Below are 26,813 nucleotides of genomic sequence, written 5' to 3'. Positions count from 1 at the left end.
ATCACGCCTGCAGGAGGGGCGGGTGGGGCCTGTGGCGTAGGTCACCTAATTGTGGGGGCAGGGAAAAGACCATGGCGGAAAGACCACGGCGCCGGGCCCGCTGCTGCGGAGCTCGGCGCCGTGGTGTGCGGCGGGCGGAGACTGACGGGAAACCGGGGCCGCGGTACGGGGTGCGTTACGGCTCTCGGCTACTTCGTCCTGGCCTTCTTGTAGCCCGTGACCTTCGCGATCCAGGTGATGAAGTCGCCCGGGTCGGTGTTGGCGCCGTGGCCCTGGTCCCAGTAGTAGAGGTGGTTCACCTCGTCGCCGAGGTTCTCGGCGCGGGCGGCGAGGTTCGCGGAGATGACGTGCGAGGTGTCGGTGTCGTTGGTGCCGAGGCGGATCCACCAGTGCTTGGAGCGCTTGCCGTTGACCTTCTCCACGAGGTGGTACATCGGGTTCATCAGGTTCAGCTTCTCGGGGATGTCGCTCGCGACCCGCCTGGAGCTGAGGCCTGTGGTGTCGTTCTTGGCGCCGTAGGCCGTGAAGTGACGGTTCTGGGTGGTGCCCGCGCCGAACAGGTTGTTCTCGCCGGCCGACAGGTCGAAGGCGTCGAAGGCCGGCACGGTCTTCTTGCGGGCGCCCACATGGGTGAGGAAACCGTCCCAGGTGAAGCCGGCCTTCTCGCCGTCCCAGGTGATGAAGGTGTTCTTCGCCAAGTAGGTCTCACGGTCGGAGTCCGACAGGGCCGCGAGGTAGGTGGTGGCCGAGGGCTCCATGTACTGCTTGAGCAGGTACTCGTCGTAGTTCCGGGCGGTGAGGGTGCCGAAGCCGGAGCCCTTGAGGCCGCGCAGCCGCAACTTCGCCTGGTACTCGGCGAACTGCGACTGGAGGTCCTTGGAGACCGTCTGGTCGACCTGCTTGCCGGTGCTGAGGGCGTTGGTCCCCCAGTTCCACTCGTAGGCGCCGTCGGCGTGCTCCAGGTCGGTGATCGGGCACCAGGCGCCCACCGCGAAGACGGCGTCGGAGGCGTCGGCCGCGCCGATCTCCTCGAGGAGCTTGTCGTAGAGCGGGCTGTCGCCGGAGGCGCCGAGCAGGGAGGACAGGGCGCCGCCCGCGCTGGTGCCGGCGGAGACGATCCGCTCCACGTTGCCGGGGATGCGGCCCTTGTTGGCCTTGATGTACCGCACGGCCGCCTTGAGATCGACGATCGCGGCGGGAGCGGTGCCGTAGTACTCGCCGGCGGAGTTCTTGAGGGTACGGCCGCGGGCGCCGGGCTCGATGACGACGTACCCGGCGGCCAGGGCGAGGAGCTGGTTGCTGCTCGTGGCACCACCGGTGGCGTTCGTGTTCTGGTTGGCGTTGGACGTGGACGTGGCTGAGGTCGAGGCGCTCGGCGCGGCGCTGCCGGTGGGGGCACCGCCGGGGGCGCCGCCGCCGCCCATGGCCCCGCCGCCGACGCCGGTGGCGTCCGCCACGGAGGACGGCATGTAGCCGCCGATGGAGTTGGCGAGCAGGATCGGCGCGTTGCTCGCGTCGACCGCCGTGCCGTCGATCTCGACGGGCGCGCTGACGATCAGGGACTGGTAGGTCGCGTCGACCGGCTTGGAGACGTAGGTGATCGCCTTCCAGAAGTGGTAGGTGACCGCGTGCTCGGTGCCCTCGGTGTCGGTGACGGTCGTCGTCAGCTTCGTGTAGGCGTCGGGGTCGAAGACGAGGTCGCTGTCGCCGTTCGCGGTGGTGCTCGCGGTCGCCGCGCCGGCGTTCAGGGCGATGCCTCCGACAGCCGCGGCTCCGGCTGCCGCACCGATCCCGATGACGACGTTCCTGCGCTTGATTGCCCTGTGCTTCACGGTTGGCTCCCTCGGCGTTTTCGCTGGCGGGACCGAACGTAACGTCGCTTCCGACAAAATTGCCAACAATCCCGGGGTATTCATGGGGGACCCACAGTTTCCCGGTGCACGCACAGGATTCTCACTGTGACCGCGCTCTTCCGGGAGCTCAGGAACTGACGTACCGTCAGATTTCATGGACACGATCTGGCTGACCGGCGCGCAGTGGCTGGCCGTCCTGCGCATCGGACTCGGGCTGTGGTGGCTGGAGAGCTGGCGGCACAAGGACAAGAGCACGTGGTTCGAGGGCGGCGGCATCACCTGGGCCGCGGACATCGCCGCCAAGCACCGCTGGACCCCGGTCCGCAGCGGCTTCGAGGTGATGGTCGCACCGCGCCCCAAGGCCATGGCGTACGTCGTCGCCTACGCCGAACTCGCCCTCGGCGCGGGCCTGATCCTCGGTTTCCTGACCCCGCTCGCCCTGGTCGGCGGCCTGCTGCTGAACGTCCTCTACTTCACCCTGATGATCCACGACTGGGCCGAGCAGGGGCAGAACTCCATGATGGCCCTCATCTCGGTCGTGGCCCTGTTCGCGATGTCCTGGCAGACGTGGTCGCTCGACGCGGCGCTGGGCTGGTTCTGATGGGCGCGCGGTACGACCTCCCCGAGACGGACGCCTTCACGCGGACCTACTGGGACGCGGCGGCGCGAGGTGTCCTGCTGCTCAGGCGCTGCGGAACCTGCGCCCAAGTCCACCACTACCCCCGCGAATTCTGCCCCCGCTGCTGGAGCGAGGACGTCACCTGGTCCCCGGCGAGCGGCCGCGCCACGCTCCACACCTGGTCCGTCGTCCACCGCAACGACCTGCCGCCCTTCAAGGACCGCGTCCCGTACATCGCCGCCGTCGTCGACCTCGCCGAGGGCCCCCGGATGATGACGGAGATCGTCGACTGCGCGCAGGGGGACCTGCGGGCAGGGCTGGAGCTGGAGGCGGTATTTCCGGACGGGGTGCCGAAGTTCAGGCCGCGCGGGAGGGCAGTGGCGGTTGGGGGGTGAGTGGTGGGCGTCGGTCTTGTTGGGGACTTGGTGGTGACGGGGTTCGTCGGTTGCGCCGGTGAGGGCCTGCGGGCCGGGCTGGGGCTGAGGGCGGTCTCCTCGGGCGGGGAACCGAAGTTCAGGCCGCGCGGGGCGGTGTCGGTCTTGGTGGGGGCTTGGCAGTGACGGGGTCGTCGGTTGTGCCGGTAAGGGCCTGCCGGCGGGCTGGAGTCGGGGGTCGCCCTCCTTGGCGGGGCACTGAAAATCAGGCCATGAGTGACGGGCGTCGGTCTTGCCGGGGACCTGGCGGTGGCGGAGATCGTCGACTGCGCCCACGAGGGCCCGAGAGCCGGGCTGGAGCTACCGACATTCAGGCCGCGCCGGACGACCGCGGCGGTTTGAATGGGTGGATGACCGACGTCGACGATCAGCACCTCATCCGCCCCTTCACCCCGCTGCACGGCCACGGCCTGCGCCTGTGCGCCTGGGACGCGGACTCCGACGCGCAGGCCCAGGACTGGCTGCGCGGCTCGCTGGACCCCGAGTTCGGGCGCTGGAACACGCCTCTCACCCAGATCCACGACCTCGACGGCGCCCGAGCCGTCATGCGGCGCAGGGCCGAGCAGGCGGCGCAGGGCACGAGCGAGTCGTACCGGATCACGGACGAGTCGAGCGGGACGACCCTCGGACACCTCGGCGTCAACGTCATCGACCACGTCTTCCGCACCGCCCGCGTCGGCTACTGGGTGCTCCCCGAGGCCCGCGGCCACGGCGTGGCGACCCGCGCCCTGCGCCTCGCCGCCCACTGGGCGCTCACCGACCTCGGCCTGCACCGCCTGGAACTGGGCCACGCCCTCGGCCACGAGGCCTCCTGCACCATCGCCGAACGCTGCGGCTTCCGCTACGAGGGCACGCTGCGGGGCGCGATGTTCGAGGCGGGACGGCGTGACGCGTTTAGGGACGTACACCTGCACGCCCGGCTGGCGACGGACCCGGAGCCGACAAGGGCCGAGGGTTCGGGTTGAGAGCCCTGTCCAGCTCAGATCTTGATGACGCGGGTTCCTGATCCGCACAACGCGGTGAGGTCTTCGGGATCCGAGGTCAGGACCGTCACGGGGGCGGGTGACGAGAGCGCCGTGGCGGCGACGATCGCATCGAGGGCGTACTTGTGTCCGTGAAGACCGGCAGCGACGAGGAGCTTGCTGGCGTGCCGCGCCATGGCCTCGGTCGGCGGAACGATGTTGACGCGGGAGACGGCGTAGTCGAAGCGCGCCTGATTGACCTTCGGGTCACGTGCCTCGACGAGCGTCACCGAACTCGTGACGACGCGAATGTCCTCGGCCTCCGCCGCAGCCAGCCACTCGGTGAGATCGGGGGAACGCTGTACGAGCTTGGACAGCCCCTCGCAGTCGAGAATGAGTGTGCCAGTCACGCGGCGTCCGCCGAGCCCGCCGCGTCGCCGCGCAGGATTGCCCGTTTGGCCTCGACCGCTGCGGGGTCGGCCGGGCCGTGCTCGGCTTCGGCATCCGCGATGAGTTCGTGCAGTCGGTCGCGTTCCAGCTGGCGCTGGATGAGGGCCTCGACGTAGGCCGACATGCCTCGCTTGCCGGTGCGCGCCCTGAGGGCGGCGATGGTGCCTTCGTGGAGAGACACGGACACCGGGCGAACGGGCCCCTCGCCGGGGGCGGGAGAAGTGACCATGGATCCATTTTAACAATACTTTTGTTATTCGACTGCGCATCCGGGCGCCCTCGCGCAGGATCATGAGACATGCCTCCCACAGCCTGGCACTCCACCGACGACCTCGAAGAGTTCCTCACCCGCGCCGGAGATTTCCTGCACTCCCGCCCGGACCTGCACACCGTCCTCCTCACCGTGACCGAGGGGCTGCGCACCCGCGGGCTCCGGGCGTACGGCGACGAGGCGCCCTTCTTCGGGCTGCTGGAGGAGGACGGGAGCGTGCGCGGGGCCTACTTCCGGACCCCGCCCCACCGGCTGTACCTCACGCCGCTGACCGCTGCCCGCGTCGACTCCCTCGCCGCCCACCTGGAGGTCCTGGGCCGGGTCGTCCCCGGCGTCGGCGCCGAGGCCGCGACCGCCGCCGGTTTCGCCGGGGCCTGGCGGCGCCGCACCGGGGCCACGCCCGTGCCGTACCGGCGGCAGCGGCTGTACCGGCTCGGCGCCCTGACCGTGCCGCGGCCGGCCCCGGAAGGGCGGCCGAGGATCGCCGGGACGCGGGACCGAAACTTACTGGTCCGCTGGTTCGGCGAGTTCAACCGGGACGTCGGCGAGAGCGAGGGCGTGCGCGCCGAGTCCTGGGCCGACGCCCGCCTCGCCCACGACGGCGTCACCCTCTGGGAGGCCCCCGACGGCACCCCCGTCTCCATGGCCGGCCTCACCCCGCTGGTCGCCGGCCAGATCAGGGTGGCGCCCGTCTACACCCCGGCCCCGCTCCGGGGCCGCGGTTACGCCGGTGGCGCCACCGCCGAGGTCAGCCGGCTCGCCCGGCAGCGGGGCGCCGACCAGGTGCTGCTCTTCACCGACCTGGCCAACCCGACCAGCAACGCCCTCTACCAGCGCATCGGTTACCGGCCGGTGGCGGACTTCGCGGTGTACGACTTTCAGGGCCAGAGCAGTTCCCGGGCCCAATCGCCATCCGTACGCCGGTAGACGAGCCGTACGTGCCGCCTGCGCTCGTCCCCCTGGAAGAACTCCACCTCGTCCGGAACCAGCCGGTACAGCGTCCAGGACGGGACCGGCACCCCCGGCTCCCGCTGCGCCCGCTCCCACGCCTCCTCGGACACCCGCGCCAACTCGTCGAGTGAGCCGAGGACTTCGCTCTGGCGGCCGGTGAGCGCGGCGGCCAGCGCGCCGGTCGAGCGGGCGTGCAGATCCGCCGCCGCCTCCCCGGAGGGCGCCGCGCTCACCGGCCCCTTCACCCGCACCTGCCGACCGAGGACGGGCCAGTAGAAGCCGAGGGCGGCGTACGGCCGTACCGACAGGTGCCCTCCCTTGCGGCTGTGGGAGTGGCTCGCGAAGGCCCAGCCGTCCGCGTCGGCCCCGTGCAGCATCACGGTGCGTACGTCCGGCCGGCCCTCCGCGTCCGCCGTCGCGAGGGACATGGTGTGCGGTTCGGTCTGCCCGGCGGCCACCGCCTCCGCGAACCAGGTGGTGAAGAGGTCCAGGGGGGTCGCGGGTGCGGCGACCGGGTCGAAGGAGGGCAGCGAGGTGACCTCCGGGTCCCACACCCGCAGTGACCTGAGCAGCTCGTGAAGATCCGTTGCCATGCCTCAGACGGTACCGAGGTCGGACGTCACCCACCTTTCGGGCCGCATCCGGACGATCACCGATTCGCCGTGGTTCTTCGAGGCGAACTCCACGTACCCGTCCACCTTCTCGGCCGGCAGGTAGCGGGCGGAGATCTCCCGGAGGTCGTCGAGGGTCGCCGGCCGCGTGTCGAGGACCGGCCCCTCGACGGAGACGTACCGGATGGTGGGCTCGACGCGCTCGACCAGCAGGGAGAAGCGGCCGGCCGCCCGGATCAGCTCGTGCTTGCGGGAGTCGGCACCGGTCAGGATCCAGAGGTCGCCGCCCGGTTCGTACTGGTACCAGATCGGCACGGTGAGCGGCGCGCGCCCCTCTCCCGCGTCGACCGCCAGCGCGGCGACATGCGGCTCGGCCAGGAACTGTTCACGTTGTGCGCGAGTCAGGGCCATACAGTCCAGAATACGTCGGCCGCCGGAGAGAGGGGATGCGGTGACTCGCCTGTCCGGTAGGGCAGTTGGGGCCGGCGGTGTCTTTCTGGTGCCCTTCGCCGTGACGGCCGAGGACGGGAACGAGCCCGGAGTCCGCCGGCTCACCGTGGAGGTGGCGCCCGACGGGCGGGACCGTGGCCCGGCTGCGGAAGCACGGCCCGTGCGAGGGCGACTCCGCCCCTCTGGCCTGCGAGGTCGACGGCGATTACAGCAACTGGGCGGACAGCGCCGCCCTGAGGACCCACGGTCCTAGCGCCCCAGCACCACCGTCCCCGACGAGCAGAACCAGCCCCCCGTCCCGGACGCCACCGCCAGCCCCGGCGCCGACCCGTCCCGGCGTCGTACCTGCCGTGCTCCCGCCTCGCCGCGCAGCTGCCGTACGGCCTCCACAAGCAGGAACAGCCCGCGCATGCCCGGGTGTTGGGCGGACAGTCCGCCGCCGTCCGTGTTCACCGGCAGGTCCCCGCCCTCGACCCGCAGCCGGCCCTTCTCCACGAAGGCGCCGCCCTCGCCCTTCCCGCAGAAGCCGAGGTCCTCCAGGGTCACCAGCGTCATGTAGGTGAACGCGTCGTAGATCTCGGCGAGTTCGATCTCGTCGGGCCGTACCCCGGCCCGCTCGAAGGCGAGCCGTCCGCTCACCGCCGCCGGGGACACGGTGAAGTCGGGCCACTCGGACATGCTGACGTGCGAGACGTACTCCCCGGTGCCGAGTACCCAGACGGGGGCGGTACGGCAGTCCCGTACGTACTCCTCGGCCGTGAGCAGTACCGCGGCGCCGCCGTCGGAGCGGATGCAGCAGTGCAGCTTGGTGAAGGGGTCCGCGATCATCGGGCCGGAGAGGACGTCGTCGACGGTGATCGGGTCGCGGAACATCGCGTCGGGGTTGAGGGCTGCGTTGGCGCGGGCCTGGACCGCCACCTGTGCCAACTGCTCGATGGTCGTGCCGTGTTCGATCATGTGGCGGCGGGCCGCCATGGCGTACTTGGCGATCAGGGTGTGGCCGTAGGGCACCTCGAACTGGAGCGGGCCGCGGGCGCCGAAGGAGAGGGTGCCGGTGCGGCGGCCCTCCTTGATGTCGGCGCGGGCCGTGGAGCCGTAGACCAGCAGGACGGCGTTGGCGTGTCCGGCGGCGATCGCGTCGGCCGCGTGGGCCGCCATGACCTCCCAGGTGGAGCCGCCGACCGAGGTCGAGTCGACCCAGGTGGGGCGCAGGCCCAGGTACTCGGCGACCTCGGCGGGGGCAAGGGTGCCGGTGCCGGCGGAGGCCACGCCGTCGATCAGCTCGCGGTCCAGGCCCGCGTCGGCGAGGGCGCGGCGGGCGGCCTGGGCGTGCAGGGCGTAGGGGGTCGTGCCGTCCACGCGGCCGCAGTCGGCCAGGGCCACTCCGGTGATCGCGACTTTCCGGCTCCCGGGGGGCATGAGGGCCTCCTGCCTCTGGGCATCTGGTGCGGGCGCTCCTAATATGACGGACCGTCAGATCGGGAGGGAAGAGGAAGAGCCATGGACGCTCGCTTCACCGCCGAACAGGACGAGATGCGCCGTGCGTTGCGGGAACTGCTGCGGAGGCGTTGCGGTCCCGAGGAGTCGAGGAGTGCGGTCGACACTCCGGCCGGCTACGACCCGGCGCTGTGGAGGACCCTCGCCGAACAGCTGGGACTGCCGGGGCTGGCGCTTCCCGAGGAGTACGGCGGTGTGGGCTGCTCGGCGACCGAACTGGCGCTGGCCTGCGAGGAGACGGGCCGGGTGCTGGCGGCCACGCCGCTGCTGGCCACGTCGGTCCTCGTGGCCCCGCTGGTCCTGGCCCTGGGCACGGAGAAGCAGCGCGCCGAGCTGCTGCCCCGGATGGCCTCCGGCACATTGACCGCAGCCCTCGCCGTCCCACCGGGAACAGCCCTGGGACTCACCGGCGACAACAGCGGTGACTGGGCGGGCGGAGGCCGCGCGGGCGGAGTCCAGGCCCGCCGATCCGGTGGCAGCCAACCCCACGCCCCCCGCTGGCGGTTGTACGGCGAGGTCGGTCAGGTCCTCGACGGGCACAGTGCCGGTCTCCTGCTCGTCGCCGCTCATGCCGGAGGGTTCGCCCGCTCTCGTACCCTTCTCTTTCTCGTGCCCGGGGACGCTGCCGGGCTGGTCCGGACCCGGCAGACCTCCCTCGATGCCAGTCGCCCACAGGCCCGCGTACAACTACGGGATACTCAAGCCGAGTTGCTGGGGGACGACGACGCGGCCGATGTCCTTGGGGCTCTCGCCCGTGCCGGGGACACCGCCGCCGCTGTCCTCGCGTGTGAGGCCGTCGGGGCGGCCGATCGGGTGCTGGAGATGACCGTCGAGTATGTCGGGCAGCGGGAGCAGTTCGGGCGGGTGATCGGGTCCTTCCAGGCCGTCAAGCACCGGCTCGCCGATGTGTACGTACAGCTCCAAGCGGCGCGTTCCGCGGCCTACTTCGCCGCCTGGGCCGCCGTTCACCAGGAGCAGCGGGTCGGCGGGCTGGCCCTCGCCCAGGCCCTCGACGCGCTGCGGACCGCCGCCGCCGAAGGGATCCAGCTGCACGGCGGCATCGGGTTCACCTGGGAGCACGAGGCCCAGCGGTACTTCAAGCGCGCCACCGCGGACGACCTGCTCTTCGGGCCGGTGCACCGGCTGCGGGCGCACGCCGCCGACGCGGCGCGGCTCTTCACGGGTGCGGAGGTGTCGGTGTGATCGGGGCGAGGGTGGTGCAGAAGGTGTCGTCCACGCGCGGTTTCGCCAAGGTCGCGCCGCATGTGATCCCGGCCCTGGACCGGGCCGTGCACCGCATCACCCGGGGGAGGTTCCTGCTCAGCGCGCAGATGCTGCCTGGGGTCGTCCTCACCTCGACGGGGGCGAGAAGCGGGCTGCCCCGCCGGACGCCGCTCGCCTGCATGCCCGAGGACGACGGCCGTACCTGGATTCTCATCGGCTCCAACTTCGGCCGCGAGGGCCACCCCGCCTGGACCGCCAACCTCCTCGCCCACCCCGAGGCCTCGGTCAGCTGGAAGGGACGGGACATCGGTGTGACGGCGACTCTGCTGACGGGGGAGGAGCGGGCGGCCGTATGGAAGACCGCGCTGGCGTTCTGGCCGCCGTACGCCACCTATCAGGCGCGGGTCGAGCGGGAGATACGGCTCTTCAGGATCGTCCGGAGATGACCCCCGGACGCACGACAGGCGGCCGTCCACCCGTGTGAACGGCCGCCCGCCAGACAGGACTCGAAAAAGGGCCGGCTACTTCGTCGGCTTCCTGCCCGTCACGCCCAGGTGCACCAACAGCGCCAGATTCGGCTTGAGTTCGGCCTGCTTGACGCCCCAGCTCTGGAAGCCCTTCTGGTGCGAGGCCACCGCCGCGAGCATCGCGACGAGGGAGCCCGCGACCGCGGCCGGGTTGACGTCCTTGTCGACCTTGCCCTTGGACTGGAGCTCGGCGACCGCGTCCGCGAGGGAGTTGTTCACCGAATTGAGGATCTTCATGCGGATCTTGTAGAAGCGCTTGTCGCCCTCGGCGGCCCCGAGGTCGACCACACGCAGGATCGCGTCGTTCTTGCGCCAGAACTCGAGGAAACCGTCCACGAGTTCCTGCGCGGTCTGCCAGCCCGCCTTGCCGACCCACGACCGGCCGTCGAGCAGCTTCGTCAACTGGCCGCCCTCGGTGGCCATTTGCTCGGCGACCTCCAGGACGGCGCCCTCGACGTCCGGGAAGTACTGGTAGAAGGTCGCGGGTGAAGTGCCCGCCTTCCGGGCGACATCGATGACTTTGACGTCCCGGTAAGGGGAGGAGCTGAGCATCTCGCTGAGGCAGTCGAGCAGCTTCTGCCGGGTCGCCTGCCCACGCCGGCCGGCCACACGGCCGTCGACGGTACGCACTTGTCCTGTCATGCCGTCAGCTTACCGAGGGGTGATCGGAGCGCGATTCGGCCGACTGCAAATGGGGTGCGCGAGGTCCGGGAGACGGGTGTGCCTGGTCCTGCGGGGTGCGTGCGTCGCCGTTACTTTGACGGTATGGCCGAAAACAGGGCATCCGCAGACGGAACGGGATACGGCGAGGGCGTGCCCTGCTGGGTGGACGCGCAGCTGCCCGACGTGGCCGCCGGGAAGCGGTTTTACGGCGAGCTCTTCGGGTGGACCTTCCAGGACCGTACGGACGCCCAAGGGGGTTCGGTGTGGGCCCACCACGAGGGCCGGCCCGTCGCCGCCCTCGCCCACAAGACGGACGGCCGCATGCCCACCGTGTGGACGGTCTACTTCGCCACCCCGGACATCGAGGGCCTCGCCGACCGGATCTGGGCGGCCGGCGGACAGGTCGTCACCGCGCCGATGCCGGTCGCCGGGCTGGGCGCGTCCGCCCTGGTCACGGACCCGGAGGGGGCCGTGTTCGGCCTGTGGGAGCCGGGCAGCCACCCCGGCTTCGGGGCCCGGCACGAGCCCGGCACCTTCGCCTGGGCCGAGCTGTACGCGCGCGACACCGAGGCCGCCAACACCTTCTACGGCGGGCTCTTCCACGACGCCCTCTTCGGACCCGAGGCCCACCCCGACTTCGGCCGCGCCCCCGTCGCCGACGTCTTCCCCGCCGAGATGCCGCCCCATTTCCTCGTGCACTTCGGGGTCGAGGACTGCGAGTCGGTGCTCGGGACGGTCGGCAGGCTCGGCGGACGGGTCCAGGCGCCGCCATTCGAGACGTCGTACGGAAAAGTGGCCGTCGTCACCGACAATCAGGGAGCGTCGTTCGCCGTTCTGGAACGATCGGAGCGGTTGAAGGATCCGCTTTGATACGTGACACCCTATTTGACCCCGGGTTCGCCACCAGGCCTCCGGCCAGGAAGAATCAGGGTCGCGTGCCGCCATGGCGGTGCGGTGGTGAGACGCTGCACGGGGTCGCGTACATATGTGGGTGGCGCGGCTTGTACGGGGAGGTGGCAGGCAGAGTGGTGGATCAGCTGACGCAGCACGATCCGCGCAGGATCGGGCCGTTCGAGGTGCTGGGACGGCTCGGTGCCGGCGGCATGGGGCTGGTCTATCTCGCGCGCTCGGCGTCGGGCCGGCGGGTGGCGATCAAGACGGTCCGTACGGAGCTCGCCGAGGACCAGCTCTTCCGCGTCCGCTTCACCCGGGAGGTGGAGGCGGCCCGGGCGGTCTCCGGCTTCTACACGGCGGCCGTGGTCGACGCCGACCCGCGCGCGGCGGTGCCGTGGCTGGCCACCGCGTACGTTCCCGCGCCCTCCCTCGAAGAGATAGTGAACGAGTGCGGGCCGCTCCCGGCCCAGGCGGTGCGCTGGTTCGCGGCGGGCGTCGCCGAGGCCCTGCAGTCCATCCACGGCGCCGGTCTGGTCCACCGTGACCTCAAGCCCTCCAACGTCCTGGTGGTCGAGGACGGGCCCCGGGTGATCGACTTCGGTATCGCGTCCGGCGTCTCGAACACCCGTTTGACGATGACGAACGTCGCCGTCGGCACCCCCGCCTACATGTCCCCCGAGCAGGCGAAGGACTCCCGTAGCGTCACCGGCGCCAGCGACGTCTTCTCGCTCGGCTCCATGCTCGTCTTCGCCGCCACCGGCCACCCGCCCTTCCACGGCGCCAACCCGGTCGAGACGGTCTTCATGCTGCTGCGCGAGGGCCCCGACCTCGAAGGACTCCCGGACGAGCTGCGTCCGCTCATCGAGTCCTGTATGCAGATGGACGCCACCGCCCGTCCCAACCCGGCCGACCTCCAGGCCCAGCTGGCACCCCACCTCTTCGGTTCCGGCTCCGACGACAGCGGTACGGCGTCGGCGTGGCTGCCCGAGAAGGCCGTCGCCATGATCGAGACCCGGCGCGGCGGGCGCCCGGCGCCCACTCAGACCGGCGGTGCCCGCAGCGGAGCCGGCCGCCCCGCCGTCGTACCGCCGCCGCCCTCCTACGACCCGCCGCCGCCCGTGCCCGTCCCGGCCGGCGCCCCCGACACCGGCCCGGTGCGCCTGGCGGGTGCCCAGGTGCCCATCGGGCCCGGACCGCGCGTCGCCGACGCCCGGGCCGCCGCCGTGAAGGCGCCCCCGCCGGAGGCCGGCCTGGTCGCCTCCTGGTCCCGGCCGCGCCCCGGTGTCAACGGCACCGACGCCGCCGTGGGCCCGGCCGTACCGGTGCCCCCGCCCGCCCCGCCGGAGAACGCGGCGGGCTGGCGGCCCTGGCGGTTCCGCATGTCGAACGACGTGTGGGGCACCCCGGCCGTCGCCGGGGACCTCGTCTACGTCACCTCCTTCGAGGTGCACGCCCTGGACGTCGGAACCGGCCGCCGCCGCTTCAAGACGCGGGACGTGGCCTGGTCGATGGCGGTCGCGGACGGCCGTATCCACGCCTCCGACGGCCCCACCCTCTTCGCCCTCGACGCCCGCGAGGGCGCCGACCAGTGGCGGCTCGGCACGGACGCCTGGGTGTACTCCCTCAAGGCCGAGCACGGCACAGTCATCACCGGCACCCGCGGCGGTGGCGTCCAGGCCTGGGAGGCGTCCAACGGGCACAAGCTCTGGGAGATCGCCGGCTGCCAGACCGACTTCGAGTCCCCCGAGGCCGGACCCGCCCTCCACCAGGGCACGGTCTACGTCTGGCAGGAGGGCCGCCTGCGCGCCCTGGACGCCCGCACCGGCGAGGAGCGCTGGGCGTTCCCCATCGGTGACGCGGCCTCCTGCGGCGGGGTTCCGGTCCGGGTGGCCCAGGCCCACGACGGGTACGTGTACATCTCGGCCGGGACGCGCGTCATGGCCCTGGAGGTGGCGAGCGGACGGGTCCGCTGGCACTTCGAGGCCCCGGCGGTCTTCCTGTGCCCGCCGACCTTCGTGCCCGGGGCCGCGGTGACGGGCGGCGGGATCTACCTCGCCGACTACCTCGGCACGGTGTACGCCCTCGACGCGACCGACGGCCGCGACCGCTGGCGCATCGCCACCGAGGCCCGGGCGTCGGTCGAACCGGTGCTGGTGGCCGGCGGTCATGTCCACGTGGGCAGCGGCAAGGGGCTCTACACGCTGGACGCGGTCACCGGCACGCCCAAGTGGCGGTTCCAGGCCGGCGGGGACATCGTGGGAGCGCCCGCGGTGGCCGAGGGCCGTATCCACTTCGGGTCCACGGACCACCTGCTCTACACCCTGAAGGCCGACGACGGGCGCCTGCGCTGGAAGCTCGCCACCGGCGGGGAGATCACGGGGTCGCCGGTGGTCAAGGACGGGGTGGTGTACGCGTGCAGCAAGGACCGGTGCGTGTACGCGCTGGACGCGGAGAAGGGGACGGGAACGGCGCGGACCTAGCGTTCCGCCGTTAGAGTGATCACATGCATACACGGGGGCGCGTTCTCAAATTCACGGCTGTGTCGGTGCTGGTGGTCCTGTCGCTGACGGGGTTCTCCACCGGGCACAAGAGCAGCGGGCGGCACAAGAGCAGTCACAGCGACAGTGACAGCGGCGGTGGCTGCAGCAGCTCCCGCCAGAACCACGACAGCTACACACCGCGCACGACCAGCACCCGCAGCAGCAGCTCGGCACTCGAGGACGGCACCGCACGCGTGGTGAGCTGCGCGACGACGGCGACCCCCTACGCGACGGTCGAGGTCACCAACCCGAACAGCCGGCAGGCCACCTTCGAGGTCGAGTTCGCCTTCGCGGACGCGGCGGGCAAGGCGCTGAGTTCGCAGACCAAGCAGATCAACGTGCCCGCGAGGGGCACGTCGAACGTCCAGGTGAAGGCGGACCGGTCCGTCCTGGCCGAACTCGACCACTGCCAGGTGGAGCCGGAAGCCGACCTGGTGCGCTAGCGCACCCGGAATCCGGACTGCCGGGAACGGAACAGCTCCGCCTGCCGGTCCGGCGGGAGGTTCCCGAGCGCGACGAGGTGCGCCGCCTGCGCGAAGCCCTGTGCCACGGCGGCCTCCTTGGCCGCCCAGAGCGCGCGGACCGTGCCCTGCACCCCTTCCGGCGGATACCCGGCGATGATCTCGGCGGCAGCGGTCGCGGCCGCCAACGCCCCGCCCGGCCCTGTGAGTTCGGTGACGAGCCCGATGGCGTGGGCGCGCTCGGCGGAGAGTCGTTCCGCCGTGCCCATCAGTGCGAGCCGCGCGGCCTCTCCATGGGGCATGACCTGCGCCATGAGCACCGACTCGTAGGCGCTGACCATGCCGTAGGTGGTGTGCGGGTCGAAGAAGGTGGCGGCCGGGTCGGCGACGAGGAAGTCGCTCTCGCCCAGGAGGTAGAAGGCGCCCCCGCAGGCCATCCCGTTCACTGCGGCGACGACCGGCTTCCAGAGGTCGTTGGACTTGGGCCCGGCACGCAGGAGCGGATCGTCCGCCATGTAGGGAGAGTTGGGCTGCGGAACCTCGGCGTCCCGGTCCAGGCCCGTGCAGAAGGCCCGCTCCCCGGCGCCGGTCAGGACCACGGCCCGTACGGAGTCGTCGAAGCGCAACTCCCGCCAGGCGGCGACGAGTTCGTCCCGCATCTCCAGGTCGATGGCGTTCAGCCGGTGCGGCCGGTCGAGGGTGACGACCGCGACGCCGGTGTCCTTGTCGGCGGTGATCCTGAGGCCCCTCACGCCGGCACCCACTGCGGAATCCCGTCCGAGAACACCACGTGCACCCGGGCGCCGATACGGATCCGGCCCGGATCGAGGGAGTCGATGGGCGCCCCGGCCACGGCGACCAGATTGCCGATCAGCCGTATCCGGGGAGCCTCCTCCAGCTCGACCACGACCACGTTGTACGGCACCAGCGCCGCGTAGTCGGGCAGAAGCGGCGGGTGCGGGACGACGTAGGACCAGATCCGGCCGCGCCCGGAGACCGGGCGCCACTCCTCGGCGAACGACTGGCAGTGCGGGCAGCAGGGCCGGGGCGGGAAGCGGAGTTCGCCGCAGTCGGCGCAGGCCTGGACGCGCAGTTCGCCCCGGGCCGCGTACTCCCAGAAGGGGGCGCCCGTGGCGTCCTTCACCGGTTCGAGCATGTCAGCTCCTGTTGGTCAGCAGCAGGGCGGAGGTGGGAACGCCCTCGCCGGCGGTGACGAGGCAGGTCGCGGCGTCCGGCACCTGCGCGGTGCTGGTCCCGCGCAGCTGCCGTACACCCTCGTCGATGAGGTTGAAGCCGTGCACATAGGCCTCGGACAGCCCTCCGCCGCCGGTGTTGATCGGCAGCCGTCCGCCGATCTCCAGGGCGCCGCCCTCCGTGAAGGCGCCGCCCTCGCCGCGACCGCAGAAGCCGTAGCCCTCCAGGGAGAGCGGGACGAGGGAGGTGAACGCGTCGTAGATCTGGGCCACGTCGACGTCCTGCGGGGTGAAGTCGGCGTTCTTCCACAGGTGTCGGGCGGCGGTCCAGGCGGGCCCGGTCAGCGGGTCGTCGTTCCAGTAGTTGACCATGCCGTGGTGCTGGGCGGGCAGGCCCTGGGCGGCGGAGTGGACGTAGACGGGGGTGGTGGGGCAGTCGCGGGCACGCTCCCTGCTGACCAGCACACACGCCAACGCCCCATCTGTCTCAAGGCAGTTGTCGAAGAGGCACAGCGGCTCGCTGATCCAGCGGGAGGTCATGTACATCTCGCGGGTCAGGGGGCGGTCGTACATGATCGCGGCGGGGTTCTGGTTGGCGCGGTTGCGGCAGGCGAGGGCGACGTTGAAGAGGTGGTCCCGGGTGGCGCCGTACTCGTGCATGTAGCGGCGGGTGAGCATGGCGATCTCGTCGGCGGGCCGGAGCAGGCCGAAGGGTCTCGTCCACTGGGCCGGGGTGGGGAGCTGGACGGTGGTGTTGGTCCAGGGGCGGGGCCCGGAGCCGCGCTTGCGCGACCGCCAGGCGACACCGACGCTCGCCTGGCCGCTCGCGATGGCCGCCGCGAGATGGGCGACCGTCGCGCACGAACCGCCGCCGCCGTACCCGACCTTGCTGAAGAAGGTGAGGTCACCGAGGCCGACGGCCTTCGCCAGCTCGACCTCGTCCGTCTCCTCCATGGTGTACGAGGCCAGGGCGTCGACCTCGCCGGGCGCGATCCCGGCGTCGTCGAGGGCGGCGAGAACGGCCCGGCAGGCCAGGGTCCGCTCGTCCTCGGCGAGGTGTTTGGCGAACGGGGTCCGTCCGATACCGACGATCGCCGTGGCGTCCTTGAGGGTCACGCTGCACGCACCTCCGCACACTGTGAGGCCTGCTGACAGCCCGTCAGGCTACAGCTAATCTGACGGGTAGTCAGCTAATGCGTTTCCGCTTTCGGGGAGGCCGATGTGGAGTGGCGGAGCATCCCGGAGCTCGTCCGCCGGGCGGCGGAGCGGTACGCCGCCACGGAGGCGGTCGTGGAGGGCCGCAACCGGGTCACGTACGGCGAGTTGGGCGCCCGCGTGGAACGGGCGGCGGCCGCGTGCATCGCGAACGGCGTACGGCCGGGCGACCGGGTGGCCGTCTGGGCCCCCAACTCCCTGGACTGGATGGTCTCGGCGCTGGGCGCGGTGTCGGCCGGGGCGGTCCTGGTCCCCCTCAACACCCGCTTCAAGGGCACCGAGGCCGCGGACGTGCTGCGCAGGAGCGGGACCCGGCTGCTGTTCGTCACCGGCACCTTCCTGGGCACCTCGTACGTGGCGTCCCTGCGCCGGGCGGTCGCCCAGGGACCGGGACTGCCGGAGCTGGAGCAGGTGGTGGTGCTGTCGGACGACGCCCCCGCCGACTACCGCACCTGGAAGGACTTCCTGGCCAGCGGGGACGGGGTCGGTCGGGCGGAGGTACGGGCGAGGGCCTCGGCCGTCGAGGGGTCCTGGCCCTCCGACATCGTCTTCACCTCCGGGACGACGGGCCGCCCCAAGGGCGCGGTGATCACCCACGAGCAGACCCTGCGGGCGTACGACGTCTGGTGCGAACTGGCCGGGCTGCGGCACGGCGACCGCTACCTGATCGTGAACCCCTTCTTCCACACCTTCGGTTACAAGGCCGGGGTGATCGCCTGTCTGATGCGCGGGGCGACGATGATCCCGCAGCCGGTGTTCAACGTGGATACCGTGCTGGCGAACATCGCGGCGGAACGGGTCTCGGTGCTGCCGGGCCCGCCCACCCTCCACCAGTCGCTCCTGGACCACCCGGCGCGCGATTCCCACGACCTGTCCGCGCTGCGCCTGGTGGTGACGGGCGCGGCGGTGGTGCCGCTGCGTCTGGTGGAGCAACTCCACGGCGAACTGGGCGTGGAGACGGTCCTGACCGCCTACGGCCTCTCGGAGGCGAGCGGCATCGTGACCATGTGCCGGCGCGGAGACCCGCTGCCGGTGATCGCGTCCACGTCCGGACGGGCCATCCCGGGGACGGAGGTGCGGGTCGAGGCGCCGTCGGGGGAGCCCGGTGAGGTCCTGGTCCGCGGCTTCAACGTGATGCGCGGCTACTACGAGGACGAGGCGGCCACGGCGGAGGCGGTGACGGAGGACGGCTGGCTGCGCACGGGGGACATAGGCGTCCTGGACGCCTCCGGGAACCTGCGGATCACCGACCGGCTGAAGGACATGTTCATCGTCGGCGGCTTCAACGCCTACCCGGCGGAGATCGAGCAACTCCTCGGCCTGCACCCGGCGGTGGCCGACGTGGCGGTCGTCGGCGTGCCCGACGCCCGGCTCGGCGAGGTCGGCAGGGCGTACGTGGTCCGCCGCCCGGGCTCGGTCCTCACCGCCGACGACCTGATCGCCTGGGCCCGCCGGGAGATGGCGAACTACAAGGTGCCGAGGTCGGTGGAGTTCGTGGCGGCGCTGCCCAGGAACGCGAGCGGAAAGGTGGTGAAGGGGGAGCTGCGACGGTCCTGAAGGACCCGCCCCCGGACACGCCTCGGCCGCGACGGCTCCCCCTCCGCGCCGCCGCGGCCGATCCCCGTGCGTGGAAAGTCCTTGTCAGGCCTTCTCGTCCGTGGCGTGGTTGTCGAGCGGCTTGACCGTGCCGTCCGTCGTGCCGGCGGCCAGGGTGACGACCTTCTCGGCGCCGGTGGCGTGGTTGTCGAGCGGCTTGACCTCGTCCTCGGTCCCCGTGGCGTGGTTGTCGAGCGGCTTGACCGTGCCGTCCTGCTTCTCGGTTGCACTCATGGGTGGTGACTCTCCCGTTGGTGTGATGGGCCGATGCCCGCCCGGCGACTCCCCCGAGGGTCGCCGGACGGGCATGTCAGGGTCGGTAACCCTAGCGATGGAGACCACCGCTGACCCGTCTGCCCCCCGACGCGACGGATCGACACCCTGAGGGTGCCGCGCGGCGATAAACGAACGATGAACGCCCATGGACGGGCCCAGGCGGCGTGGTCGGTGGGAGCCGGGTGTCGGTGGTGGTGGGTGGGGCGGCGGCGTGTGCTGGAGTCGGGCGCCGACGGCACCCGCCACGCGTGCCGTGGGCGTGCGGGGGAGTCGGAGGCGGAGGCCTGCCACCCCTGTCGGCGGGGTGAGGGGGAGCCGGGTGTCGGTGGCGGTGGGTGGGGCGGTGGCGTGTGCTGGAGTTGGGCGCCGACGGCCCCCGCCACGTGTGCCGTCGGCGTGAGCCGGAGTCGGACGTGGCGGTCCGACGCCTGTCGGTGGCGTGTGCTGGAGTCGGGCGCCGACGGCCCCCGCCACGCGTGCCGTCGGCGTGAGCCGGAGTCGGACGTGGCGGTCCGACGCCTGTCGGTGGCGTGTGCTGGAGTCGGGCGCCGACGGCCCCCGCCGCGCGTGCGTCGGCGTGAGCCGGAGAGTCGGACGTGGCGGTCCGACGCCTGTCGGTGGGGTGAGCGGGAGTCGAGCGTCGTCGGTCCGGCATCCCTGTCGGCGCCGTGAGCGAGGGCGGGCGCAGGCGGGCTACACGGTGGCCGACGGGGTGAGGAGGAGTCGTACGTCGGTGGCCTCCGGTGAGCCCAGTTGCTCGAAGATGCCCAGCGCCTCCTGCCAGCACGCCTGGGCCCGGCCGGGCTGTCCGAGCCCGCTGAGGGCGCGGCCCAGGACCGTCAGGACGTTGCCGCGCCGCCACTCGCCGCCGATGCCCCGCAGTACGGCCAGGGCCTGCTCGGTGAGGGCGGCGGCCTGCGCGGGCCGGTGGCCGGCGAGGTGCGCCTCGGCGAGCCGGAAGAGGGTCATGCCCTCCCACAGCCGCTGCCGGCTGTCGCGGAACACCTCGAGTGCCTCCGTCAGCCGGTCCACGGCCGCTTCGAGGCGTCCCTGTCCGGTGAGCGCCAGGCCCAGCGCGTAACGGCCGTTCGCCCCACGGAGCGTGTGCCCCAGCCGGTCGTAGATGACGATGCCCTGCTGGGCGAGTTCCACGGCGCTGGTGCTCTGCCCCATGGCCAGCTGGATACGGGAGAGGTTGCACAGCGCGCTCGCCTCGCCCGCGAGGTTCCGGTCGAGCCGGAAGCTCTCGATGGCCTCCTTCAGGTACGCCTCGCCCTCGGGGTGACGCCCCTGGTAGAGCGCGATGATGCCGCGGTCGTTGGCGGCCCAGCAGCGGGGCGCCAGGTCGTCCGCCGCGCGGGCGAGGTCCATGGCCAGCCGGGCCTCCGCGTCGGCCTGCTCGAAGCGGCCGGCGACGAGATGGACGTTGGTGAGCGTGGTGAGCGCACGCGCGCGGCTGCGCGGGTCGTCCGCCGCGTCGGCCGCGTCCCGCAGGGCGACGGCGGCGACCTCGTACTGCTTCGCGTTGGCCCCCGACTCGGCCAGGTCCTTCGCCACCCACAGCAGATCCACCGCGCGCCGCAGCAGAGCCCCCTTCGCGCACTGCTGGACGAAGGCGAGCAGGGCGTTGGCCTCCGCGTACAGCCAGTCCTGGGCGGTGTGGCGGTCCTCGAAGGACAGTCCGGGGTAGCGGATCTCCTCCAGGTGCTCCACCAGCCGGTCGCCGGGCCGCTCGATGGCGTACACGGCCGCCGCGGTCGCGAGATAGAAGTCCAGGAGCCGCGACAGCGCGGCCTCCCGCTCACTGGGCGGCCACTCGTCCCGCTCGGCGCACGCACGCGCGTAGAGCCGTACGAGATCGTGGAACCGGTAGCGGCCGGGCGCCGCCGATTCCAGCAGCGAGGTGTCGACGAGGGCCTCCAAGAGGTCCTCGGTGTCCTCCACGGGCAGGTCCAGTACGGCGGCGGCCGCGGCCAGCGAGATGTCCGGGCCGTCGGCGAGGCCCAGCAGGCGGAAGGCGCGGGCCTGGGCGGGCTCCAGCTGGCCGTAGCCGAGCTCGAAGGTGGCCTTCACGGCGAGGTCGCCGGCCTGCAACTCGTCCAGCCGCCGCCGCTCGTCCGCGAGCTTCGCCGCGAGGACGGACACGGTCCAGGTGCGGCGGGCCGCGAGGCGGGAGGCGGCGATGCGGATGGCGAGCGGGAGGAAGCCGCAGGCGGCGACCACGTCGAGGGCGGCCTTGCGCTCGGAGGCGACCCGCTCCGTGCCGACGATCTTCGTGAACAGCTGGAGTGCCTCGTCGGGGGACATGACGTCCAGGTCGACGAGGTGGGCCCCGGCGAGGTCGACCATCCGCACCCGGGAGGTCACCAGGGCCGCGCAGCCTTCCGTGCCCGGGAGCAGGGGCCGTATCTGGGCCGCGTCGCGTGCGTTGTCGAGCAGGACGAGGATCCGGCGGCCGTCGAGGACCGAGCGGTACAGGGCGGCCCGCTCCTCCAGGGAGTCGGGGATCGAGGAGTCGGCGGTGCCGAGGGCTCTGAGGAAGGCGCCGAGGACCGTCTCCGGGTCGGCGGCCCGGGCGCCGGCGCCCTGGAGGTCGACGTAGAGCTGTCCGTCGGGGAAGGCGGAGCGGGACTGGTGGGCCACGTGCACGGCCAGCGTGGTCTTGCCGACGCCGCCGATGCCGGCCAGTGCGGAGACGGCCATCACGCGGCCCTCGGAGCCGGAGGCGAGCACCTCGCTCAGTTCACTGACGAAGGAGGCGCGGCCGGTGAAGTCCGGGACGGTGGCCGGGAGTTGGGCGGGGCGGACGGGTGCGGCGACCGGTTCGGGCTGCGGGGAGGAGGGTTCCGCGAGGCCGGGGTCGGCCTGGAGGATGCGCTGCTGGAGCTCGCGCAGGCCGGGGCGGGGGTCGACGCCGAGTTCGTCGGCGAGCAGGCGGCGGGTGTCGGCGTAGACCGCGAGGGCCTCGGCCTGCCGGCCGCTGCGGTAGAGGGCGAGCATGAGGAGTTCCCTGAGCCGCTCGCGCAGGGGGTGCTCGGCGGTGAGGGCGGTGAGTTCGGAGACCGCCTCCGCGTGGCAGCCCTGCTCCAGGTCCATGTCGAGCCGGGTCTCCAGGAGTTGCAGCCGCCACTCCTCCAGCCGCACGCGCTGTGCCTCGGCGTACGGCCCGGGCACGCCGGCGAGCACCTCGCCGTCCCACAGCCCCAGCGCCCGGGTCAGGATCTCCCGCGCGTGGCACAGGTCTCCGGCGCTCCTGGCCTTCTCCGCCCGGGTGGCGAGTTCCTGGGCGGCGGGGAGGTCCAGCGCGTCCTCGCCGAGCCCGCGGATCGCGTACCCACCGGACTCGCTGACCAGGATCCCCGGGTCGAGGATCTTGCGGAGCCGGGAGGCGTACGTGCGCACAGCGGCCAGCGCCTGCTCCGGCGGCTCCTCGCCCCACAGGGCGGAGATCAGCTCGGCGGCGGTAGCGGTACGGCCCTCACGCAGCAACAGGGCGGCGAGCAGGGCACGTTGCTGGGGTGAACCGGTGTTCAGCAGTTCCTCACCGCGCCAGGCCCGCACCGGCCCGAGCACAGAGAAGCGCAGGGGCGGGGGCGGGGGCGTCGGGTCGGTGGTGTGCTGCCCGTCTCTGGTCATGGAGTTCGTGTGCTGCCCGGCTCCCACCGACCCCACATCCTCCCCGGCCCCCGTCGAGGCGCCGGGACTTCTCTGCTCCGGCACTCGCGGTGCACCGTCCATCGCCGTCCCCCTAGGGCCTGTTCACAACCCCGTCAGTCTGCCTTGTCCGCGGCGGATGCGTCAGCTGTGGAGAGGCTGATCACAGGAGGACGCGCGGGATGTCACAAGGCTCTCACTCGGCCTTCGCACACTTCCGCACCGGAACCGTCCCATCGGCCGCCGTTCACGGAGCTGACGGACCGTCAGATCGGCGCTACCGTGAGCGGCATGGAGACCACGACGGCACTTCCGAAGATCATTTCCGTCGACGACCACACGGTGGAGCCCTCCGACGTCTGGCAGAACCGGCTCCCGAAGAAGTACCTCGACACCGGCCCCCGCACGGTCCGCGCCCCGCTCAAGGAGATCAGCTTCCTCGGCGGTCGTTTCAAGCCCGTGATGGGCGCCCCGGGTGACGACGGACCGCTCGGCGACTGGTGGCTGTACGAGGGGCTCCAGCGCCCCCTCACCCGCCTCGACACCGCGGTCGGCTACAGCAGGGACGAGATCAAGCTGGAGGTCATCACCTACGAGCAGATGCGCCCGGGGTCGTACGACGTCCCCGCCCGTCTCGCCGACATGGACGTCAACCACGTCCAGTCCGCCGTCTGCTTCCCGACCTTCCCCCGCTTCTGCGGCCAGACCTTCACCGAGGCCAAGGACCACGAACTGGGCCTGCTCTGCGTCCAGGCCTACAACGACTGGATGGTGGAGGAGTGGTGCGGCCCCCAGGCGCAGGGGCGCCTCATACCGCTCACCCTCATACCCCTCTGGGACGCCGAGCTCGCCGCCGCCGAGGTACGCCGCAACGCCGCCCGCGGCGTCCGTGCCGTCGCCTTCTCCGAGATACCCCCGCATCTGGGCCTGCCCTCCGTCCACTCCGACGACTGGGACCCCTTCCTCGCCGCCTGTGACGAGACCGGCACGGTCATCGCGATGCACATCGGCTCCAGCAGCCGTATGCCCTCCACCTCCGCCGACGCCCCGCCCGCCGTCGGCTCCACCATCACCTTCGCCAACTGCTGCTTCTCGATGGTCGACTGGCTGATGAGCGGCAAGTTCGAGCGCTTCCCGAACCTCAAGGTGATGTACGCCGAGGGCCAGATCGGCTGGATCCCCTACATCCTGGAGCGCGCCGACGTGGTGTGGGAGGAGAACCGTGGGTGGGGCGGGGTCGCCGACAAGGTCCACCGCCCGCCGTCCGAACTCTTCACCGAGCACGTCTACGGCTGCTTCTTCGACGACGCCTTCGGGCTGAAGAACCTCGACGCCATCGGTGTGGGGAACGTGCTGTACGAGACCGACTACCCCCACTCCGACTCCACTTGGCCCAAGTCCCGCGAGGTCGGCGAGGCCCAGATGGGGCACCTGGACGCCGACGTGGTCGAGCGGATCGTCCGCGGCAACGCCATCGAGCTGCTCGGGCTCACCCCGGACGGCCTCTGGGGCGGCCCGAAGTGATGGAGTACGGCATCCAGCTCCCCGTCCAGTCGCAGTCCACGATCTACGCCGAGCCCTGGGAGGCCGGCGCCGGTCCGGAGGACCTCGTCGAGGTGGCCCGGGCCGCCGACCGCGCCGGGTTCGCGTACATCGCCGTCTGCGACCACGTGGCGATCCCGCGCCGCCTCGCCCCCGCGATGAGCACGGTCTGGTACGACCCGGTCGCCACCCTCGCCCACCTGGCGGCCGTGACCGAACGCGTGCGCCTGCTGAGTCATGTGGCGGTGGTCGGGCTGCGGCACCCCCTGGTCGCCGCCAAGCAGTACGCCACCCTCGACCATCTCAGCGGCGGCCGGCTGATCCTCGGAGTCGGCGCGGGACATGTGCAGGAGGAGTTCGAGGCGCTCGGGGTCGACTTCGCCGGGCGCGGGGCCGTCCTCGACGAGTCGATCGACGCGCTGCGCACAGCCCTCGGTCCCGACGAGTTCCCCGAACACCACGGCAAGTTCTACGACTTCGAGGGCCTCGGTCAGCGTCCGAGGCCCGCGCAGTCCCGTGTACCGGTGTGGGTCGGAGGTTCCTCCCCGGCCGCCGTGCGCCGGGCCGCCCTCAAGGGCGACGGATGGCTGCCCCAGGGCGACCCCCGCGACCGGCTGCCCGCGCAGATCGAGCGGATACGGCGGCTGCGGGCGGAAGCCGGCCGCGACGGGCCGTTCAGCGTCGGGGCCATCGCCGAGCCGCTCCATCTCGGCACGCCCACGTGGGACGTCGGCCGCCGCACGCTCAGCGGCGGCCCCGACGAACTCGCCGAGTCCCTGCGCGCCTACCGCGCGATGGGCGTGGACCAGCTCCAGGTGCGGTTCCGCAGCCGCGGCCGTACCGAACTCATCGACCAGATCTCGGCGTTCGGCGCCGACATCGCCCCCCACCTCTGAGGAGTCACCGCATGGGCAAGCTGGACGGACGTGTCGTGCTCGTCACCGGCGCGGCACGCGGACAGGGCGAGCAGGAGGCCCGGCTGTTCCGGGAGGAGGGCGCCGAGGTCGTCGTGGGTGATGTGCTGGACGAGCAGGGGAAGGCGCTCGCCGAGGAGACCGGGGCGCTGTACGTCCACCTGGACGTGAGCCAGGAGGCCGACTGGCGGCGGGCGACCCAGGCCGTCGTCGAGGAGTACGGGCGCATCGACGGGCTCGTCAACAACGCCGGCATCCTGCGCTTCAACTCCCTCCTGGACACACCGCTCGACGAGTTCATGCAGATCGTGAACGTCAACCAGGTCGGCTGCTTCCTCGGCATCAGGACCGTGGGGCCGGTGCTGTCCGACCAGGGCACGATCGTCAACACGGCCTCCTACACCGGGGTGACCGGGATGGCGGGCGTGGGTGCCTACGCGGCCTCCAAGCACGCGATCCTCGGGCTCACCAGGGTCGCCGCGCTGGAGCTGGCGCCGCGCGGCATCCGCGTCAACGCCATGTGCCCCGGGGCCGTCGACACCGCGATGTCCAACCCGGCCGTCCTGGACCCGTCCGCGGACGCCGAGGAGGCCTCCCGGGGCCTCGACCGGTTCTACCGCAAGCTCGTGCCGCTGGGCCGGATCGGGCGGCCGGAGGAGGTGGCGGCGCTCGCGCTGTTCCTGACCTCCGCCGACTCCTCGTACATCACCGGCCAGCCGTTCGTGATCGACGGCGGCTGGCTCGCCGGGGTCTCCGTCATCTGAGGCCCTCGCGGCCATCTGACTGGCCATCAGCTATTGACGCTGTATGCGCCCGGTGCCACAGTCGGCGGCAGATCAGGAATCTGACGGAGTGTCAGAAACAGTCGGGAACAGACTGGGGACGGTGAACCTCCTTGGAATTCGGGCTCTTTGTACAGGGATACGTGGGCAAGCGCGCCGAGACCGACCCGCTGGCCGAGCACAAGGCGCTGATGGAGGAGACCGAGTACGTCATCGAGGCGGACCGGTCCGGCTTCAAGTACGCCTGGGCGTCCGAGCACCACTTCCTGGAGGAGTACTCGCACCTCTCCGCCAACGACGTGTTCCTCGGCTACCTCGCGCACGCGACCGAGCGGATCCATCTCGGCTCCGGGATATTCAACCCGCTCGCCCAGGTCAACCACCCCGTGAAGGTCGCCGAGAAGGTGGCCATGCTCGACCATCTCACCCGGAACCGCTTCGAGTTCGGCAGCGGGCGCGGGGCCGGGTCGCACGAGATCCTCGGGTTCATCCCCGGGGTGACCGACATGAACTACACCAAGGAGATCTGGGAAGAGACCATCGCCGAGTTCCCCAAGATGTGGCTCCAGGACGAGTACACCGGCTTCCAGGGCAAGCACTGGCAGCTGCCGCCCCGGAAGGTCCTGCCCAAGCCGTACGGGAAGTCGCACCCCGCGATGTGGTACGCCGCCGGGTCGCCGCCGTCGTACGCGATGGCCGCGCGCAAGGGGCTCGGGGTGCTGGGCTTCAGCGTGCAGAAGGTCTCCGACATGGAGTGGGTGCTGGAGCAGTACAAGACGGCGGTGGTCGACGCCGAGCCGATCGGGGACTTCGTCAACGACAACGTGATGGTGACGACGACGGCGATCTGTGCGCCGACGCACGCCGAGGCGATCGACATCGCCGTGCGCGGGGACCTGCACTACCTGCCGTCGCTGGTCTTCCGGTACCACGACACCTTCCCGCGGCCCGAGGGGTTCCCCGTCTGGCCCGAGACCCTGCCCGAGTACACCGCGGAGTTCGTCGAGCTGCTCATCGAGGAGGAGCTGCTGATCTGCGGGGACCCGGACGAGGTGGTCCGCCAGTGCAAGCGCTGGGAGCAGGCCGGGGCGGACCAGCTGAGCTTCGGGCTGCCGGTGGGGGTGCCGAAGGAGGAGACGCTGCAGACGATCCGGCTCATCGGGGAGCACGTGATCCCGAAGATCGACACGGATCCGGTGCATCGGACGACCCGGTTCCGCGAATCCGTCTGAGG

At 71.6% G+C, this 26,813-nt stretch carries 26 protein-coding genes; 14 read left to right on the top strand and 12 right to left on the bottom strand.

From position 1 onward, the window contains the following. Positions 1 to 188 precede the first annotated feature (188 nt). Positions 189 to 1,832: a subtype B tannase gene (locus tag ACGFWE_RS30795; protein WP_393603142.1), complete on the bottom strand. Its 1,644-nt coding sequence runs from the start codon at positions 1,830 to 1,832 to the stop codon at positions 189 to 191. Between the two features lie 175 nt (positions 1,833 to 2,007). On the opposite strand from ACGFWE_RS30795, the gene ACGFWE_RS30790 reads away from it, so the two are divergent. From ACGFWE_RS30790 to ACGFWE_RS30780, 3 genes are all read left to right on the top strand, one after another. Then, positions 2,008 to 2,454: a DoxX family membrane protein gene (locus ACGFWE_RS30790; RefSeq protein WP_352388626.1), complete on the top strand. Its 447-nt coding sequence runs from the start codon at positions 2,008 to 2,010 to the stop codon at positions 2,452 to 2,454. Beyond that, complete coding sequence (locus tag ACGFWE_RS30785) at positions 2,454 to 2,867, top strand: Zn-ribbon domain-containing OB-fold protein (RefSeq protein WP_352388624.1); 414 nt, start codon at positions 2,454 to 2,456, stop codon at positions 2,865 to 2,867. Before ACGFWE_RS30790 ends, ACGFWE_RS30785 begins: the two co-directional genes overlap by 1 nt. 389 nt (positions 2,868 to 3,256) lie before the next feature. After that, a complete protein-coding gene (locus ACGFWE_RS30780) occupies positions 3,257 to 3,871 on the top strand; it encodes a GNAT family N-acetyltransferase (RefSeq protein WP_352388622.1) in 615 nt (204 codons plus the stop codon). A 14-nt stretch (positions 3,872 to 3,885) separates the two neighbouring features. Here ACGFWE_RS30780 and ACGFWE_RS30775 read toward each other — a convergent pair whose 3' ends face one another. Both ACGFWE_RS30775 and ACGFWE_RS30770 read right to left on the bottom strand, forming a co-directional pair. Continuing rightward, positions 3,886 to 4,278 carry a type II toxin-antitoxin system VapC family toxin gene (locus tag ACGFWE_RS30775; RefSeq protein WP_393603139.1) on the bottom strand — a complete coding sequence of 131 codons (393 nt, stop codon included), beginning with the start codon at positions 4,276 to 4,278 and terminating at the stop codon, positions 3,886 to 3,888. Next, on the bottom strand, positions 4,275 to 4,547 hold the full coding sequence (locus tag ACGFWE_RS30770) for a hypothetical protein (protein ID WP_352388618.1): 273 nt from the start codon (positions 4,545 to 4,547) through the stop codon (positions 4,275 to 4,277). The genes ACGFWE_RS30775 and ACGFWE_RS30770 overlap by 4 nt, the downstream gene beginning before the upstream one ends. A 69-nt stretch (positions 4,548 to 4,616) precedes the next feature. On the opposite strand from ACGFWE_RS30770, the gene ACGFWE_RS30765 reads away from it, so the two are divergent. Then, on the top strand, positions 4,617 to 5,516 hold the full coding sequence (locus ACGFWE_RS30765) for a GNAT family N-acetyltransferase (protein ID WP_393603137.1): 900 nt from the start codon (positions 4,617 to 4,619) through the stop codon (positions 5,514 to 5,516). On the opposite strand, the gene ACGFWE_RS30760 is transcribed toward ACGFWE_RS30765, so the two are convergent. From ACGFWE_RS30760 to ACGFWE_RS30750, 3 genes are all read right to left on the bottom strand, one after another. After that, the gene (locus tag ACGFWE_RS30760; RefSeq protein WP_393603135.1) at positions 5,468 to 6,133 is read right to left on the bottom strand and encodes a pyridoxal 5'-phosphate synthase; all 666 of its coding nucleotides are present in this window, start codon (positions 6,131 to 6,133) and stop codon (positions 5,468 to 5,470) included. The two genes, ACGFWE_RS30765 and ACGFWE_RS30760, sit on opposite strands and share 49 nt — an antisense overlap. 3 nt (positions 6,134 to 6,136) lie before the next feature. Beyond that, the gene (locus ACGFWE_RS30755) at positions 6,137 to 6,562 is read right to left on the bottom strand and encodes a pyridoxamine 5'-phosphate oxidase family protein (RefSeq protein ID WP_393603133.1); all 426 of its coding nucleotides are present in this window, start codon (positions 6,560 to 6,562) and stop codon (positions 6,137 to 6,139) included. Between the two features lie 288 nt (positions 6,563 to 6,850). Then, positions 6,851 to 8,020 (bottom strand): acetyl-CoA acetyltransferase, encoded by a 1,170-nt coding sequence (locus ACGFWE_RS30750; RefSeq protein WP_393603131.1) that lies wholly within the window; start codon positions 8,018 to 8,020, stop codon positions 6,851 to 6,853. A gap of 81 nt (positions 8,021 to 8,101) precedes the next feature. Here ACGFWE_RS30750 and ACGFWE_RS30745 point away from each other — a divergent pair, with 81 nt between their 5' ends. Next, the gene (locus ACGFWE_RS30745) at positions 8,102 to 9,301 is read left to right on the top strand and encodes an acyl-CoA dehydrogenase family protein (protein WP_393603129.1); all 1,200 of its coding nucleotides are present in this window, start codon (positions 8,102 to 8,104) and stop codon (positions 9,299 to 9,301) included. Next, positions 9,298 to 9,768, top strand: a complete 471-nt coding sequence (locus ACGFWE_RS30740; protein WP_352388606.1) for a nitroreductase/quinone reductase family protein — start codon at positions 9,298 to 9,300, stop codon at positions 9,766 to 9,768. Before ACGFWE_RS30745 ends, ACGFWE_RS30740 begins: the two co-directional genes overlap by 4 nt. 75 nt (positions 9,769 to 9,843) lie before the next feature. Here the strand turns inward: ACGFWE_RS30740 and ACGFWE_RS30735 are convergent, their stop codons facing one another. Beyond that, complete coding sequence (locus ACGFWE_RS30735) at positions 9,844 to 10,491, bottom strand: TetR family transcriptional regulator (RefSeq protein WP_352388604.1); 648 nt, start codon at positions 10,489 to 10,491, stop codon at positions 9,844 to 9,846. Positions 10,492 to 10,614: 123 nt separating this feature from the next. On the opposite strand from ACGFWE_RS30735, the gene ACGFWE_RS30730 reads away from it, so the two are divergent. The 3 genes from ACGFWE_RS30730 (at position 10,615) to ACGFWE_RS30720 (ending at position 14,389) form a co-directional block, all read left to right on the top strand. After that, positions 10,615 to 11,382: a VOC family protein gene (locus ACGFWE_RS30730; RefSeq protein ID WP_393603127.1), complete on the top strand. Its 768-nt coding sequence runs from the start codon at positions 10,615 to 10,617 to the stop codon at positions 11,380 to 11,382. 155 nt (positions 11,383 to 11,537) lie between these two features. Further along, positions 11,538 to 13,886, top strand: a complete 2,349-nt coding sequence (locus ACGFWE_RS30725; protein WP_393603125.1) for a PQQ-binding-like beta-propeller repeat protein — start codon at positions 11,538 to 11,540, stop codon at positions 13,884 to 13,886. Positions 13,887 to 13,945: 59 nt separating this feature from the next. After that, complete coding sequence (locus ACGFWE_RS30720; protein ID WP_393603123.1) at positions 13,946 to 14,389, top strand: hypothetical protein; 444 nt, start codon at positions 13,946 to 13,948, stop codon at positions 14,387 to 14,389. Here ACGFWE_RS30720 and ACGFWE_RS30715 read toward each other — a convergent pair. The 3 genes from ACGFWE_RS30715 to ACGFWE_RS30705 are packed head-to-tail and all read right to left on the bottom strand — an operon-like array spanning position 14,386 to position 16,716. After that, positions 14,386 to 15,171, bottom strand: coding sequence for an enoyl-CoA hydratase/isomerase family protein (locus tag ACGFWE_RS30715; RefSeq protein ID WP_393603121.1), 786 nt, complete (start codon positions 15,169 to 15,171; stop codon positions 14,386 to 14,388). The genes ACGFWE_RS30720 and ACGFWE_RS30715 overlap by 4 nt on opposite strands. After that, entirely contained in the window at positions 15,156 to 15,563 is a 408-nt protein-coding gene (locus ACGFWE_RS30710) for a Zn-ribbon domain-containing OB-fold protein (protein WP_393603119.1), read from the bottom strand. The genes ACGFWE_RS30715 and ACGFWE_RS30710 overlap by 16 nt, the downstream gene beginning before the upstream one ends. Before the next feature lies 1 nt (position 15,564). Then, the gene (locus ACGFWE_RS30705; protein WP_393603117.1) at positions 15,565 to 16,716 is read right to left on the bottom strand and encodes a lipid-transfer protein; all 1,152 of its coding nucleotides are present in this window, start codon (positions 16,714 to 16,716) and stop codon (positions 15,565 to 15,567) included. A 105-nt stretch (positions 16,717 to 16,821) separates the two neighbouring features. Here ACGFWE_RS30705 and ACGFWE_RS30700 point away from each other — a divergent pair, with 105 nt between their 5' ends. Next, positions 16,822 to 18,372, top strand: coding sequence for a FadD3 family acyl-CoA ligase (locus tag ACGFWE_RS30700; protein WP_393603115.1), 1,551 nt, complete (start codon positions 16,822 to 16,824; stop codon positions 18,370 to 18,372). Between the two features lie 84 nt (positions 18,373 to 18,456). On the opposite strand, the gene ACGFWE_RS30695 is transcribed toward ACGFWE_RS30700, so the two are convergent. Continuing rightward, positions 18,457 to 18,645, bottom strand: a complete 189-nt coding sequence (locus tag ACGFWE_RS30695) for a hypothetical protein (RefSeq protein ID WP_123989957.1) — start codon at positions 18,643 to 18,645, stop codon at positions 18,457 to 18,459. A 735-nt stretch (positions 18,646 to 19,380) separates the two neighbouring features. Then, positions 19,381 to 22,323 (bottom strand): BTAD domain-containing putative transcriptional regulator, encoded by a 2,943-nt coding sequence (locus ACGFWE_RS30690; protein ID WP_393603113.1) that lies wholly within the window; start codon positions 22,321 to 22,323, stop codon positions 19,381 to 19,383. 309 nt (positions 22,324 to 22,632) lie between these two features. Here ACGFWE_RS30690 and ACGFWE_RS30685 point away from each other — a divergent pair, with 309 nt between their 5' ends. From ACGFWE_RS30685 to ACGFWE_RS30670, 4 genes are all read left to right on the top strand, one after another. Beyond that, complete coding sequence (locus tag ACGFWE_RS30685) at positions 22,633 to 23,865, top strand: amidohydrolase family protein (protein ID WP_393603111.1); 1,233 nt, start codon at positions 22,633 to 22,635, stop codon at positions 23,863 to 23,865. Beyond that, positions 23,865 to 24,779: an LLM class F420-dependent oxidoreductase gene (locus tag ACGFWE_RS30680; protein WP_352388584.1), complete on the top strand. Its 915-nt coding sequence runs from the start codon at positions 23,865 to 23,867 to the stop codon at positions 24,777 to 24,779. The genes ACGFWE_RS30685 and ACGFWE_RS30680 overlap by 1 nt, the downstream gene beginning before the upstream one ends. 11 nt (positions 24,780 to 24,790) lie before the next feature. Then, positions 24,791 to 25,561, top strand: a complete 771-nt coding sequence (locus ACGFWE_RS30675; RefSeq protein WP_393603108.1) for an SDR family NAD(P)-dependent oxidoreductase — start codon at positions 24,791 to 24,793, stop codon at positions 25,559 to 25,561. Positions 25,562 to 25,692: 131 nt separating this feature from the next. After that, the gene (locus tag ACGFWE_RS30670) at positions 25,693 to 26,811 is read left to right on the top strand and encodes an LLM class flavin-dependent oxidoreductase (RefSeq protein ID WP_352388580.1); all 1,119 of its coding nucleotides are present in this window, start codon (positions 25,693 to 25,695) and stop codon (positions 26,809 to 26,811) included. Positions 26,812 to 26,813 lie beyond the last annotated feature (2 nt).

This window comes from Streptomyces sp. NPDC048523, from assembly GCF_043199815.1.
Lineage (GTDB): Bacteria > Actinomycetota > Actinomycetes > Streptomycetales > Streptomycetaceae > Streptomyces.
Note: the sequence above shows the minus strand (reverse complement) of the source record. Positions and strands in the feature narration are given on the sequence as shown.

Bases quoted from the DNA above. Each gene is read 5' to 3' on its own strand.
- ACGFWE_RS30790 (WP_352388626.1), top strand. From the start codon at position 2,008: ATGGACACGATCTGGCTGACCGGCGCGCAGTGGCTGGCCGTCCTGCGC.
- ACGFWE_RS30785 (WP_352388624.1), top strand. From the start codon at position 2,454: ATGGGCGCGCGGTACGACCTCCCCGAGACGGACGCCTTCACGCGGACC.
- ACGFWE_RS30780 (WP_352388622.1), top strand. From the start codon at position 3,257: ATGACCGACGTCGACGATCAGCACCTCATCCGCCCCTTCACCCCGCTG.
- ACGFWE_RS30770 (WP_352388618.1), bottom strand. From the start codon at position 4,547: ATGGTCACTTCTCCCGCCCCCGGCGAGGGGCCCGTTCGCCCGGTGTCC.
- ACGFWE_RS30765 (WP_393603137.1), top strand. From the start codon at position 4,617: ATGCCTCCCACAGCCTGGCACTCCACCGACGACCTCGAAGAGTTCCTC.
- ACGFWE_RS30760 (WP_393603135.1), bottom strand. From the start codon at position 6,133: ATGGCAACGGATCTTCACGAGCTGCTCAGGTCACTGCGGGTGTGGGAC.
- ACGFWE_RS30755 (WP_393603133.1), bottom strand. From the start codon at position 6,562: ATGGCCCTGACTCGCGCACAACGTGAACAGTTCCTGGCCGAGCCGCAT.
- ACGFWE_RS30750 (WP_393603131.1), bottom strand. From the start codon at position 8,020: ATGCCCCCCGGGAGCCGGAAAGTCGCGATCACCGGAGTGGCCCTGGCC.
- ACGFWE_RS30745 (WP_393603129.1), top strand. From the start codon at position 8,102: ATGGACGCTCGCTTCACCGCCGAACAGGACGAGATGCGCCGTGCGTTG.
- ACGFWE_RS30735 (WP_352388604.1), bottom strand. From the start codon at position 10,491: ATGACAGGACAAGTGCGTACCGTCGACGGCCGTGTGGCCGGCCGGCGT.
- ACGFWE_RS30730 (WP_393603127.1), top strand. From the start codon at position 10,615: ATGGCCGAAAACAGGGCATCCGCAGACGGAACGGGATACGGCGAGGGC.
- ACGFWE_RS30710 (WP_393603119.1), bottom strand. From the start codon at position 15,563: ATGCTCGAACCGGTGAAGGACGCCACGGGCGCCCCCTTCTGGGAGTAC.
- ACGFWE_RS30695 (WP_123989957.1), bottom strand. From the start codon at position 18,645: ATGAGTGCAACCGAGAAGCAGGACGGCACGGTCAAGCCGCTCGACAAC.
- ACGFWE_RS30690 (WP_393603113.1), bottom strand. From the start codon at position 22,323: ATGACCAGAGACGGGCAGCACACCACCGACCCGACGCCCCCGCCCCCG.
- ACGFWE_RS30685 (WP_393603111.1), top strand. From the start codon at position 22,633: ATGGAGACCACGACGGCACTTCCGAAGATCATTTCCGTCGACGACCAC.
- ACGFWE_RS30680 (WP_352388584.1), top strand. From the start codon at position 23,865: ATGGAGTACGGCATCCAGCTCCCCGTCCAGTCGCAGTCCACGATCTAC.
- ACGFWE_RS30675 (WP_393603108.1), top strand. From the start codon at position 24,791: ATGGGCAAGCTGGACGGACGTGTCGTGCTCGTCACCGGCGCGGCACGC.